Annotated in this window: 11 protein-coding genes; 4 read left to right on the top strand and 7 right to left on the bottom strand. The window is 66.0% G+C overall.

Annotated elements, in window-relative coordinates; all coding sequences use genetic code 11:
- Window positions 1-43 precede the first annotated feature (43 nt).
- The 3 genes from bamC (at window position 44) to O1Q03_RS16155 (ending at window position 2,352) form a co-directional block, all read left to right on the top strand.
- Complete coding sequence (gene bamC, locus O1Q03_RS16165) at window positions 44-1,189, top strand: outer membrane protein assembly factor BamC (RefSeq protein WP_269504670.1); 1,146 nt, start codon at window positions 44-46, stop codon at window positions 1,187-1,189.
- 3 nt (window positions 1,190-1,192) lie between these two features.
- Window positions 1,193-1,969, top strand: a complete 777-nt coding sequence (locus tag O1Q03_RS16160) for an MBL fold metallo-hydrolase (protein WP_269504668.1) — start codon at window positions 1,193-1,195, stop codon at window positions 1,967-1,969.
- 170 nt (window positions 1,970-2,139) lie between these two features.
- On the top strand, window positions 2,140-2,352 hold the full coding sequence (locus O1Q03_RS16155; protein WP_269504667.1) for a hypothetical protein: 213 nt from the start codon (window positions 2,140-2,142) through the stop codon (window positions 2,350-2,352).
- Here the strand turns inward: O1Q03_RS16155 and O1Q03_RS40190 are convergent.
- On the bottom strand, window positions 2,280-2,525 hold the full coding sequence (locus O1Q03_RS40190; RefSeq protein ID WP_011657350.1) for a hypothetical protein: 246 nt from the start codon (window positions 2,523-2,525) through the stop codon (window positions 2,280-2,282). The genes O1Q03_RS16155 and O1Q03_RS40190 overlap by 73 nt on opposite strands.
- 54 nt (window positions 2,526-2,579) lie before the next feature.
- The gene (locus O1Q03_RS16150; RefSeq protein WP_269504666.1) at window positions 2,580-3,800 is read right to left on the bottom strand and encodes a cupin domain-containing protein; all 1,221 of its coding nucleotides are present in this window, start codon (window positions 3,798-3,800) and stop codon (window positions 2,580-2,582) included.
- 32 nt (window positions 3,801-3,832) lie between these two features.
- On the opposite strand from O1Q03_RS16150, the gene O1Q03_RS16145 reads away from it, so the two are divergent.
- Complete coding sequence (locus O1Q03_RS16145) at window positions 3,833-4,375, top strand: FKBP-type peptidyl-prolyl cis-trans isomerase (protein ID WP_269504665.1); 543 nt, start codon at window positions 3,833-3,835, stop codon at window positions 4,373-4,375.
- On the opposite strand, the gene O1Q03_RS16140 is transcribed toward O1Q03_RS16145, so the two are convergent.
- From O1Q03_RS16140 to O1Q03_RS16120, 5 genes are all read right to left on the bottom strand, one after another.
- Window positions 4,355-5,626 (bottom strand): hypothetical protein, encoded by a 1,272-nt coding sequence (locus tag O1Q03_RS16140; protein WP_269504664.1) that lies wholly within the window; start codon window positions 5,624-5,626, stop codon window positions 4,355-4,357. The two genes, O1Q03_RS16145 and O1Q03_RS16140, sit on opposite strands and share 21 nt — an antisense overlap.
- Window positions 5,607-8,264, bottom strand: a complete 2,658-nt coding sequence (gene mutS / locus O1Q03_RS16135; RefSeq protein ID WP_269504663.1) for a DNA mismatch repair protein MutS — start codon at window positions 8,262-8,264, stop codon at window positions 5,607-5,609. The genes O1Q03_RS16140 and mutS overlap by 20 nt, the downstream gene beginning before the upstream one ends.
- Before the next feature lie 486 nt (window positions 8,265-8,750).
- A complete protein-coding gene (gene galU / locus O1Q03_RS16130; RefSeq protein WP_269504662.1) occupies window positions 8,751-9,635 on the bottom strand; it encodes a UTP--glucose-1-phosphate uridylyltransferase GalU in 885 nt (294 codons plus the stop codon).
- 612 nt (window positions 9,636-10,247) lie between these two features.
- Window positions 10,248-11,870 (bottom strand): NAD(P)/FAD-dependent oxidoreductase, encoded by a 1,623-nt coding sequence (locus tag O1Q03_RS16125; protein ID WP_269504661.1) that lies wholly within the window; start codon window positions 11,868-11,870, stop codon window positions 10,248-10,250.
- A gap of 312 nt (window positions 11,871-12,182) precedes the next feature.
- Window positions 12,183-12,986, bottom strand: coding sequence for an inositol monophosphatase family protein (locus tag O1Q03_RS16120; protein ID WP_096507276.1), 804 nt, complete (start codon window positions 12,984-12,986; stop codon window positions 12,183-12,185).
- Window positions 12,987-13,016 lie beyond the last annotated feature (30 nt).

Below are 13,016 nucleotides of genomic sequence, written 5' to 3'. Positions count from 1 at the left end.
CGGCGCCGCTCCTGACGAGCGTTCTAGCAAGACGAAGGATTTCATGAAACGTTTCGCCTTTTCCTCTCGCGCCATCCAGGTTTCGGTGGTGGCGCTGGCGCTGGGCGCGCTCGCCGGCTGCGATACGCTGAACGATTACCTGGCCCCCGACAAGGTCAACTACAAGAACACCGGTTCGGCGCCGCCGCTCGCGGTGCCGAGCGACCTGAAGCCCGTGCCGACGACGCAGCAGTTCGTCGCGCCGCCGACCAACGCCGGCCTCGGCACGCTGCCGCCGCGCGCGACGACGACCGCCGGCAACGCGACCGACGGCGTGCCGAGCGCGCAGGATCCGCTCGGCATGCACATCGAGCGCGATGGCGACCGCCGCTGGCTCGTCGTCGACGGGCGCACGCCCGAGCAGCTGTGGCCGATCCTGAAGGAATTCTGGCAGGAAAACGGCTTCTCGCTGAAGACCGACGCGCCGTCGACCGGCATCATGGCCACCGACTGGGCCGAGAACCGCGGGAACATTCCTGACGACTGGTTCCGCCGCACGATCGGCAAGGTCATCGACTTCGCCTACTCGTCCGGCACGCGCGACCGTTTCCGTACGCTCGTGACCCGCACGCCGAACGGCGACACCGATATCTCGATCACGCACAGCGCGATGGAGGAAATGATGGTCGGCCCGCAGGGCGGCACGTCGTCGCGTTGGGAAGAACGTCCGCGCAATCCGGTGCTCGAGGCCGTGTTCCTGTCGAAGCTGATGCAGAAGTTCGGCCTGACCGATGCGCAGGCGAAGCAACTGCTGGCCGACGCGCATCCGGCGACGGCGCAGTCGCAGGTCAGCGACGCGAGCAACGGCGCGGCGACGCTGCACCTGGCCGAGTCGTTCGATCGTGCGTGGCTGCGTGTCGGTCTCGCGCTCGACCGCACCAACTTCGCGGTCGACAATCGCGACCGCGAGAAGGGCCTGTACACCGTCCGCTACGCGAATACGATGGAAGAGCTCAAGCGCGACGGCCTGTTCGGCAAGCTGTTCTACGGCGGCCCGACGGCAGCCAAGCCCGGCAGGGAATTCCTGGTCAACGTGCGCGCGCAGGGCAATGGCGGCACGCAGGTCGCGGTGGTCGACGCCAACGGCCAGATCGACAACTCGTCGGATGCACAGCGGATCATCTCGCTGCTCCACGCGCAACTGAACTGACGCGTGCGCTTCGCCAGCCTCGGTAGCGGCAGCGAAGGCAACGCGCTGGTCGTCGAGGCCTCGAGCGGCACGACGACCACCCGCGTACTGCTCGACTGCGGCTTTTCAGCGAAGGAGGTCGAGCGCCGGCTCGGCCGCCTGAATCTCGGCATCGACGATCTCGATGCGATCCTCGTCACCCACGAACACAGCGACCACGTCGGCAGTGCGCTGACGCTCGCGCGTCGCGCGTCGCTGCCGCTCTACATGAGCTGGGGCACGGCACGCGCGGTGGGCGCGGACGAGGCCGACGTCGATCTCCACGTGCTGTGGGGCGACGAGACGGCTTCGATACGCGATCTGGCCGTCATGCCCTATACGGTGCCGCACGACGCGCGGGAACCGCTCCAGTTCGTCTTTATGGACGGCTGCAGCCGGCTCGGCGTGCTGACCGACGTCGGGATGGCCACGCCGCACATCACGACCGTCCTGAGCGGCTGCGACGCGCTGGTGCTCGAATCCAACCACGATACCGCGATGCTGGCGGGAAGCCGCTATCCGCAGTCGCTGAAGGCGCGGATCGGCGGCAATCACGGCCACCTGAGCAACGATGCGGCGGCCGGCATCCTCGCGTCGCTCGAACGCAGCCGCTTGCGGCATCTGATTGCGGCGCACCTGAGCCAGCAGAACAATCGGCCGGAGCTGGCCCGCCAGGCGTTGGCCGGCGTGCTGGGCACGGACGGGGAGGAGGTGGTCGTGGCCACGCAGGACGCGGGCTTCGACTGGCTCGCGCTCGGCTGAGCGGCTCGGGCGGAGGCGCCCGGCGCGATCGGACCGTTGCCGGTGCGAGCGCCGCCGGCAGACGTAAAAAAACCGGCCCCTCGGGCCGGTTTTTTTTTCAGCTGACGCTGAGGCTTACTGGCTTGCGCCCGAAGCCGGAGCAGCCGCAGCAGCCGAAGCCGTAGCGTCCGATGCTGCAGCAGCAGCGTCGCTCGCAGCAGCCGATGCCGACGATGCAGCAGCCGAAGCGTCGCTCGCAGCACCAGCAACTGCCGAAGCAGCCGACGAAGCAGCAGCCGAAGCGTCGCTTGCAGCCGACGAAGCAGCTTGATCAGCGCTCTTGTTGCAAGCAGCCAGTGCAACAGCAGCCAACAGGGAAGCTACGAGGAGGGATTTCTTCATGATCACGTCCTTTTATGGTTAAAGGTAAGCAACAGCGCGAAACAATACCGGTAATGTGCTCCAACACCGACCTGGGCCGCTGGTGGAGACGCACTTCTAGAGCGTGAATCTTCCCTACGGCTTGGGCGGAAATTATATGCACTTTCCTATCGACCGTCGACAAATGCGGGGTCAATACGTTGTCTTTCCCATACAGAATTTGATCTGCATGGGCATACGGGGCGGCCCACTAAATCCGGTTTCCGACCCGCAGCCAGCCCGCACAATACCACTCGTGCAGCAAGGCTGTCATTGAAGGAACCCGGGATAGTGTTACAAACCGTTTCGCCTCCATCCGACGCAGGTTGGCCAGTTCGGGCAGCCATTCACCGGCCTGCTCGAGCGGTTCTTCCTCGCCATTAATGAAGTACGAGCGCGCGTTATACATCAATGCGGCGCGTCTGTCGAGATACACGCCACGGCGTGACGCCTGGGCAACGAACGCGGCCTCGGACAGCGGGCGTGCCGGCGGCTCGAATACGACGTTCGATTTCGGCTCGCTGAGGTAGCAACCGAGGAATTCCGCGATGTCGCGCTTGCGCCAGCGGATCGCATCGACGATCTCGGCAACGCGTTCGACCATGGCCGGCGGCAATTCGGCCGGCGCGCCAACCGCGGGCTGCTTCGGATCGCGGTAGAGCGTGTCGCCGAGCGCGTCGCGCAGGCCGCCGCGCTCGGCGAGGTAGTACAGGAACTGCGCGCCGAGCTCCCCGGCGGACGGCGCCCGAAAGCCGATCGAGCAGGTCATGCATTCGCCTTCGGCCACGCCGTCGTGCGCGATGTGGGGCGGCAGGTACAGCATGTCGCCCGGTTCCAGCACCCATTCGTCGCTCGGCTCGAAATGCTCGAGGATCTTCAGCGGCACGTCCGGCTGCAGCGACAGATCCTTCTGCGCGCCGATGCGCCAGCGGCGCCGGCCTTCGACCTGCAGCAGGAATACGTCGTACGAGTCGAAGTGCGGGCCGACGCCGCCGCCGTCCGTCGCATACGAGATCATCAGGTCGTCGAGGCGTGCGTCGGGGACGAAGCGGAAGCGGTCGAGCAGCGCGCGTGCCGCGTCGACGTGCAGGTCCAGCCCTTGCACGAGCAGGGACCAGGACTTGCGCGACACGGGCGGCAGCGAGCCCGGTTCGAACGGACCGTGCGCGAGTTGCCACTTGTTACGAAAATGGGTGATCAGTCGCGATTCCGCGTCATAGTCGGCAGCCAGTTCGAACAGTGCGTTGCGCGTGACCGGCGCCTTCACGCCGGGAATCGCCTGGCGGATCAGCAGCGGTTTTTTCTGCCAGTAGCGGCGCATGAATTGCGCCGGTGTGAGGCCGCCGAGCAGCGGCGTGGGAAGATCGGGGGGCGGCGCGCCGAGCGCGGCGACAGCGGCATTCCGCGGTTCGGTTTGAGACCGGTTGCGCATCGTATAATGAGACTTGTATTTGGGAGAATTGGATGAAAATCGCAAAAAACACCGTCGTGTCGGTCGCGTACAAGCTGTCGGACGCGCAAGGCAATCTGATCGAAGAGAGCGACGAGCCGATGGTCTATCTGCACGGCGGCTATGATGGCACGTTCCCCAAGATCGAGGAACAGCTCGACGGGCAGGAGCCGGGTTACCAGGCGCAGGTTCAGCTCGAACCTCAGGACGCCTTCGGCGACTACGATCCCGAGCTCGTGAAGATCGAGCCGCGCGATCGTTTTCCCGAGCCGCTCGAAGTGGGCATGCAGTTCGAAGGCACGCCGGAAGACGGCGACGAGGAAGTCGATTCGCTGATCTACACGGTCACCGACGTCGCGGAAGACAAGGTCGTGCTCGACGGCAACCACCCGCTCGCGGGCATGGCGCTGCGTTTTGCGCTCACCGTGAAGGACGTGCGCGAAGCGACCGAAGACGAGATCGAGCATGAACACGCGCACGGCGCGGAAGGGCTCGAGATCGTCGACGAGGACGAAGACGAGGACGGCGACGCGCCGTCAGGGCGCACCCTGCACTGAGCTGCCCGGCAAGCCCGGCGCCGGCCCTGAAGCAGGGGGCGGCGCGGGCGATGACGCACCGCCCGGCATCGTGCCGTCGCCTTGCAGCGGCGGCGCGACCGACGACGAGTCGGGCAGGGCCGGCAACGCCGGAATTTCCGGCATCTGGGGCAGCGGCACATCGTCGTGCGGCACGAGCGGCAGCGCGGGCGGGATCGGCAGATTCTTCGGCACGTCCTGCAGGCTCACGTTGAAGATCGTCTGCCGGGCCGGCGACACGCTCACCTTCACCCATTGGCTCGTCGGATGGCGCGGTCCGATCGCGACGCGCGTCACATTTCCCACCAGCGCACCGTCGTCCGCATGCAGCGGGCGATCGATCAGGAATCCGTTCGCGAGCGGTTCGCTGCTTGCGTGCATCACCAGTATCGGGCCGCGGAATGCCGCTGCCGCCTTCACCAGCGTTCGTTTCAGTTCACGGAAGCCGTCGCGCACGCGCGGCCGGTTGAAACGCAGCCATGCAAACCGTTCCGCGCGATCGTAGCGATCGAACTGCGGATCGCCCTCGAAAATCACCACCATCGCACGCGCTTCGCGTCGTTTCGCAAATTCGGCCGCATGGTCGATCCAGAAGTTGTTCGCGATGATGCGATCTTCGAATTCGCCGTTGCGGCCGCCGGCCGTCAGGAAGTGGTTGTTCGGCGCCGGCGCGTTGAGCGCGACATAGACGACGTCGTCGTGCAGCCAGCGCGCGTTCTCGCGATACGGCCGGAACCGCGCCACTTCGCTTTCGCGCGTGATCGGCAGCGCGCCGGCGTTGGGCACGGCCGCATCGGCGAGCAGTGTCTGACGGAGGAAGTCCAGGCGCTCGACGGGATCGTAGTTGCCGCCTGCCGCGGTGTTGCACGTTGCCCAGTCGTCGTGGCCGGGGATGAACACGAGCGGCACGCGCGACGCGTCCAGGATCGCGCCGCGCCCCGTATACAGCGCGTCGCGGCACGCTTCCTTCGCGCTCTTGAGGTCGCCTGCATAGACGACGAAGGCCACGTTGCGCTCGCGCGCGATCGATTCGAGGAGCCGTTGCGCCGCCGGCTCGTCGGCGGGCGAGCCGATGACACCCGAGATGACCGCGAACGAATAGGGCGGGGCTGCGCGCTTGGGTGACGCGGCCAGCGCGCCGGCCTGCGCCAGCATCAGCGCCGCCGCGGCGAGCGCGGCGGCGACGCGGGCCGGCCGGCCCGACGGGATGCGGTTACGCGTGCCCGGCGGCATCGTGCGAACGGACCAGCGTGCGCAGTTCGTACAGCAGATCGAGCGCGTCGCGCGGCTTCAGATCGTCGGGGTCGATGTCGCGCAGCTTTTCGAGCGCAGGATGCGGGAGGTCGGACGGCACCGGCGCATCCGCGCATTCGAATTCGTCGGCCGCCGCCGGCGGCGCGCTGAACAGGTCGAGCTGCGGCGTGTGCTGCGTGGCCGATTGCTGTTCGAGATACGCGAGATGCTTGCGTGCGGCGCGAATCACGGGTGCCGGAACGCCTGCCAGCTGCGCAACCTGCAGCCCGTAGCTCTGGTTCGCCGGACCTTCGTTGACCGCGTGCAGGAACACGATGCCATGACCGTGCTCGACGGCCGACAGGTGGACGTTGGCCGCTTGCGGGAATTCGGCCGGCAGTTGCGTCAGCTCGAAGTAGTGCGTCGCGAACAGCGTGTAGCAGCCGTTTTGCGCGAGCAGATGGCGTGCGATGGCCCATGCGAGTGCGAGGCCGTCGAACGTCGACGTGCCGCGGCCGATTTCGTCCATCAGCACGAGGCTTTGCGGCGTCGCGTCGTTGAGGATCGCCGCGGCTTCGGTCATCTCGACCATGAACGTCGAGCGGCCGCCGGCGAGGTCGTCGGCCGCGCCGATTCGCGTGAAGATGCGGTCGATCGGGCCGAAGCACGCCGACTTCGCGGGCACGTAGCTGCCGACGTACGCCATCAGCGCGATCAGCGCGGTCTGCCGCATGAACGTCGACTTGCCGCCCATGTTCGGGCCGGTGATCAGCAGCAGCTTGCGCTCGGCGCCGAACCGGCAGTCGTTCGCGATGAACTGCTCGACCTGCGCTTCCACGACCGGGTGACGCCCCTGTTCGATCTCGATGCCGATTTCGTCGGTGAAGGTGGGCGCGACCCAGTCGAGCGAGCAGGCACGCTCGGCGAACGCGGCGAGCACGTCGAGCTCCGCGAGCGCCGACGCGACGCGCTGGCATTCCGGAATGAACGGCAGCAACGCCTGCAGCACGCCGTCGTACAGCGCGCGTTCGCGTGCCTGCGCGCGTTCCTGGGCGGACAGCGCCTTGTCCTCGAAGGTCTTCAGTTCGGGCGTGATGTAGCGCTCGGCGTTCTTCAGCGTCTGGCGACGGCGATAGTCGTCGGGCACCTTGTCCGTCTGCCCGCGCGTGACCTCGATGTAGAAGCCGTGCACCTTGTTGTATTCGACCCGCAGGTTCGCGATGCCAGTGCGTGTGCGCTCGCGTGCCTCGAGATCGATCAGGAACTGTCCGCAGTTCTCGGAAATGTCGCGCAGTTCGTCGAGTTCCGCATCGTAGCCGCGTGCGATCACGCCGCCGTCGCGCACCATCGCGGCCGGCTCGGGCGCGATCGCGCTCGTCAGCAGGTCGAGACATTCGGCGGGCGGTGCGAGCGCCGCGTCGACGCGCGCGAGCGCATCCGCGTTCGCGACGATCGCGCTGATGCGCTCGCGCAATGCCGGCAGCGCCGCGAACGTGTCGCGCAGGCTCGACAGGTCGCGCGGCCGCGCGGACAGCAGCGCGAGACGTCCGGTGATCCGCTCGACGTCCGCGATCTGGCGCAGCGCGCTGCGCAGTGCATCCAGGCTCGCGTTCGCGGGGGCATCGAGCAGCGCGCCGATCGCCTGCTGGCGCGACTGCGCGGCGACCGACGCGCGCGGCGGATGATGCAGCCAGTGGCGCAGCAGCCGGCTGCCCATCGTCGTGCAGCAGGTATCGAGCAGCGAATAGAGCGTCGGCGATTCGGTGCCGCGCAGCGTTTCGGTCAATTCGAGATTGCGGCGCGTCGCCGGATCGAGGCCGATGTATTCCGTTTCGTTCTCGACCTTCAGGCTGCGCACGTGGCGCAACTGCTGACCTTGCGTCGCGGCCGCGTACAGCAGCAGTGCGCCGGCGGCGCCGCAGGCGCTCGTCAGCGAGTGCGCGCCGAAGCCGTCGAGCCCGGCAACATCGAGCTGGTCGCACAGGCGCTGCGTGCCCGACGCGATGTCGAAGTGCCATGCGGGCACGCGCTTGATCGCGCCGGCGCCCGCCGGCACGGCGTCGGTCGCGCCGTCCGCCGTCAGGATCTCGGCCGGCCGGATGCGTTCGAGTGCGGCGCCGAGCTGGTCCGGTTCGATTTCGGCGAGCCGCAGCGCGCCGCTCGCGAGGTTCAGCCACGCGAGGCCGATATTCACCGCGACACCGCGCTTGTTGTGGCCCGAGCACATCGCGAGCAGGTACACGTCGTTCTTGTCGGACAGCAGCGCGGCATCGGTCAGCGTGCCGGGCGTGACGACGCGCACGACCTTGCGCTCGACCGGCCCTTTCGACGTGGCCGGGTCGCCGATCTGCTCGCAGATCGCGACCGACTCGCCCATCTTCACGAGCTTCGCCAGATACTGTTCGACCGCGTGATGCGGGACGCCGGCCATCTTGATCGGCGTGCCGGCCGATGCGCCGCGCTGCGTGAGGGTCAGGTCGAGCAGGCGCGCGGCCTTCTCCGCATCGTCGAAGAATAGCTCGTAGAAGTCGCCCATCCGGTAGAAGACGAGCGTGTCGGGATGATCGGCCTTGATGCGCAGGTACTGCTGCATCATCGGAGTGTGGCCTGCGAAGGCCTCGGGCGACAGCGTGGTCATAGATCCGGCGTAAAGTTGTTGCTTGAGTTGCCCGAGTTTACCAGTGGCTCCGCTCGTTACGGCCGATGTTCGCCGATCGGACGGTTTCGGTCGGCTGTTCGACGGTCGCCGCGTATTGTATTTCGGCGGGGTGGCGGGCGAGCCGCGGGCCGTCTTTATCTTTTTCAGCGGCTCGCTGAATGGGCGGGCTGATGGTGGTGCCGCAGCAGTGCGGAGTGCAGGGACAGATTCAAAGTGGGCTGATCGCGTCTGCACGAACGAGCCGTTCCTCGTGCGGTATGGCAACACCAGGATCGTCGTCGAACGCCTGCCTCATTGCGCCGCGCGCTGTCGAGACGGGCACGCGGACAGACAGCAATCCAGCGACAGGTGCTGTAGTGAGCCGCGCATCGATCGAGACCGACGCGGCGCGGTAATTCCGATGCCCCGGCAATGGATGACGCAGAGCGCATCCTGAATGCCGGCGACATCGAATCTGCCTTCAGGTCATGCTGCCGACGTCGCGGATGCCCGTGCAGCCAGATACGCGGTGAAATCACGCGCGACCTCGGGGTGGCGGAGCGCGAAATCGACCGTCGCCTTCAGGTAGCCGAGCTTGCTGCCGCAATCGTATCGGGTACCGGCGTACCGATACGCGAGAACCTGCTCTTCCGCGAGCAACGCCTGGATCCCGTCGGTCAATTGAAGCTCGCCACCCGCGCCGGGTTTCAGTCCGCGCAGGTGTTTGAAAATCCGCGGCTTGAGAATATAGCGGCCGACGACACCCAGATTGGACGGTGCGACATCCGGCGCCGGCTTTTCCACGATTCCGGACATCTTGATGATCGAATCTTCCCATTCTTTACCGTCGACGACCCCATACGATTTCGTATCGGACGGCGGGATTTCTTCGACGCCGATGACCGAGCTATGGTAATGATCGAATACATCGACCATTTGCTTCATGACGGGCGGCTTACCGTCGAGCAGGTCGTCGGCCAGAATGACGGCGAACGGATGATCGCCGACGAGCTTTTCGGCGCAGAGCACGGCGTGCCCGAGACCAAGCGCTTCGGGCTGCCGTACGTAAAAGCAGTCCACGTTGCGCGGCTTGATGCTGCGCACGAGATCCAGCAGCTTTTCCTTGCCGCGCGCTTCGAGTTCCGCCTCGACCTCGTACGATTTATCGAAATGATCCTCGATGGCGCGCTTGCTTCGGCCGGTGACGAAGATCATCTCGGTGATCCCGGCGGCGATCGCTTCCTCGACGGCGTACTGAATCAGCGGTTTATCGACGACGGGCAGCATTTCTTTCGGGCTGGCCTTGGTTGCCGGCAGAAAGCGTGTGCCTAAACCGGCTACGGGGAAAACGGCTTTCGTTACTCTTAGCATTGCATTTTCCTGATACGAGTCGTCGCGGGTCCGGACTGATTGCCGAAGCAATGCGTCCGACCGTCTTTTCTTCTACCCGAATGAACGATCCGTCGGGTTTTATTATCAATCTGGATTTTCAATCGGCGCGCGCATGCCGCGCCAACGGAGACGCGAGTCTACTGAAGCGCCGCGCCATTGAAAAGCCGGGAGGTAACCTGACCGGATCAAGCGGGTATCGGAATCCACCTGTTCTGCAATGACCCTTCGACAACACCCGGTCGTCGTGAAAAGGCGCCTGTAGCAGGCACGCGCGAACGCGCACGTGGTTCAGCTTCGGAGCGGGCACTGTGCGCGGTGATCACTGGGAAGGTCGGTGCGGTGCGCAAACCAGGAGGAGAGCGTTTGCAGCCAGAGGAATTGCGATGTAGGCGGGGGCGACCGGGCCCCGGGAGATCCGCAACGACGCGGGTGACCTGACGTTCAGCGCTGCTTGTCGACGGTTTCAACGAGGCGGCCGCTACATGCGGCTCGCCGCGCTCACGTGACGGCGCAGCGCAAGCGCCCCATGTCGTGCTGTCATCAGATTCGACTCGGCACACGCGCCTTCGTGTGCCGAGCCTTCCCCGCAACTCAGGACGTGTGCGCCGACATCAGGTCGAGCGCCACGGCTTGCGCGACTTCGATGCCGTCGATGGCCGCCGAATAGATGCCGCCCGCATAGCCCGCGCCTTCGCCGGCCGGATACAGCCCTGCGGTGTTCACGCTCTGGTAGTCGTCCTTGCGGCGAATCCGGATCGGCGACGACGTGCGCGTCTCCACGCCGGTCAGCACCGCATCGTGCATCGCGAAGCCGGCGATCTTCTTGTCGATCTGCGGGAGCGCTTCACGAATGGCTTCGATCACGTAGTCGGGAAGGGCCGTGCTGAGATCGGTCGGACGCACGCCGGGTTTGTACGACGGCACCACGGAGCCGAGCGACGTCGACGGCCGGCCCGCGATGAAGTCGCCGACGAGTTGCCCCGGTGCGCTGTAGTCGCCGCCGCCGAGTTCGAACGCACGCTCTTCCCATTTGCGCTGGAACGCGATGCCGGCCAGCGGGCCGCCCGGATAGTCTTCCGGCGTGATGCCGACCACGATGCCCGCGTTCGCGTTGCGCTCGGCGCGCGAATACTGGCTCATCCCGTTGGTGACCACGCGGCCCGGCTCGGAGGTCGCCGCGACCACCGTGCCGCCGGGGCACATGCAGAAGCTGTAGACCGCGCGGCCGTTGCTGCAGTGGTGAACGACCTTGTAGTCGGCCGCACCGAGCTGCTTGTGGCCCGCAAACTTGCCGAAGCGGCTGCGATCGATGAGCCCCTGCGGATGTTCGATCCGGAAACCGAGCGAAAACGGCTTCGCTTCGACGTAGACACCGCGATCGTGCAGCATCTGGAACGTGTCGCGCGCACTGTGGCCGACGGCCAGCACGACGTGGTCGCACCGCAGCGTTTCGCCGTTCGACAGCTTGAGCGCGCGGACCTTGCCCTGATCGATTTCGATGTCCTCGACGCGGGTTTCGAAGCGCACTTCACCGCCCAGCTCGTGGATGGTCGCGCGCATTTTTTCCACCATGCTGACGAGGCGGAACGTGCCGATGTGCGGGCGGCTCAGATACAGGATGTCCTCCGGCGCGCCGGCCTTGACGAATTCGTCGAGCACCTTGCGGCCGTAGTGGTTCGGATCCTTGATCTGGCTGTACAGCTTGCCGTCGGAGAACGTGCCGGCCCCGCCTTCGCCGAACTGCACGTTGGACTCGGGATTGAGCACGCTCTTGCGCCACAGGCCGAACGTGTCCTTGGTGCGCTCGCGCACGGCCTTGCCGCGTTCGAGGATGATCGGGCGAAAGCCCATCTGCGCGAGGATCAGTCCTGCAAAGAGGCCGCACGGCCCCATGCCGATGACGACCGGGCGCAGGAAGTTGCCATGCTCGGGGGCCTTCGTGACGAAGTGGTACGCCATGTCGGGCGCCACGCCGCAATGGGGCGTGCCGGCGAGTCGCGGGAGCACCGCTGCTTCGTCCTTCACCTCGACGTCGACGATGTACGTGAGCTTGATGTCGGAGCGCTTGCGTGCATCGTGCGCGCGGCGAAACACCGTGTAACGGAGGAGCCCGTCCGCCGCCACGCCGAGGTCCGCGAGGCGCGCGCGAATCGCGGCTTCGAGGGCGCTTTCGGGGTGGTCGAGAGGGAGTTTAAGTTCGCTTAGCCGTAACATGAGTATTCGGATACGGTTGCCACGAAGTCGTGGCGATGTTGAGACGGGCGGTGGCCGGCATGCCCCGGCGGCGTGGTGCGCCGCGCGGGCATTCCGCCGGCAACCCGGTGGGTGCCGCGAAAAGCTCGGCGAGCTGCAGCACCCTGACCAGGCCGGGCAACGCGCGCAATGTCGGGACAGGCGCCTGAAGCGATTCTTGCGTGGGGAACATCTCGTTTATCCCTCCGGGCAATCGAACGGCAGCAGGCGCTCCGTCATGACGGTACCGGCGTGGTTCGCGCGAAAGCCGCGCCGCACGGGCGCGGCTCGGGCTTACTCCGCTGCCGGGTGCAGGCGGCTGTAGCGGTTCAGGATCGGGATCATCTGCGCGTAGATCTTTGGGTTGGCAGCGACGATCTCGTGGCGATGCAGGAAATCGGCATCGCCTGTGTAGTTGCCGACGAGGCCGCCGGCCTCGGTGATCAGGAGGCTGCCTGCGGCCATGTCCCACACGTTGATGCCTTGCTCGAAGAATGCGTCGAGACGGCCGGCCGCGACGTTCGCGAGGTCGAGCGCCGCGGCGCCCGGACGGCGCAGGCCCGTGCATGCTTGCGTCATTTCCGTGAACAGGCGCGCATAGGCGTCGAGGCCGTCCTTCTCGCGGAACGGGAAGCCTGTGCCGACCAGCGCGTCCGACAGGCGGTCGCGACGGCCGACGCGGATGCGGCGGTCGTTCAGGTACGCGCCGCGGCCGCGGGTGGCCGTAAACAGGTCGTTCTTGTTCGGATCGTAGACGACGGCCTGCGTGACGACGCCCTTGTGCTCGAGCGCGATCGATACGCAGTAGTACGGGAAGCCGTGGATGAAGTTGGTCGTGCCGTCGAGCGGATCGATGATCCACTTGAATTCGGATTCGTTCTCCGACTCGCCCGATTCTTCCGCGAGGATCGCGTGGTCGGGGTAGGCGGTCTTCAGCGTCTCGATGATCGCCTCTTCGGCGGCCTTGTCCACTTCGGTGACGAAGTCGTTCTGCTGCTTCTTGCGGATCTCGATCAGGTCGAGATCGAGCGAGGCGCGATTGATGATCTGTCCGGCGCGGCGCGCAGCCTTGACAGCGATGTTGAGCATGGGATGCATGAGCCTGAATCCTGTAGCCGGCGGCACGAG

The organism is Burkholderia sp. IMCC1007 (assembly GCF_027257875.1).
GTDB lineage: Bacteria > Pseudomonadota > Gammaproteobacteria > Burkholderiales > Burkholderiaceae > Burkholderia.
The sequence above is the reverse complement of the archived record's forward strand: the minus strand, read 5'-3'. Positions and strand labels throughout refer to the sequence as shown.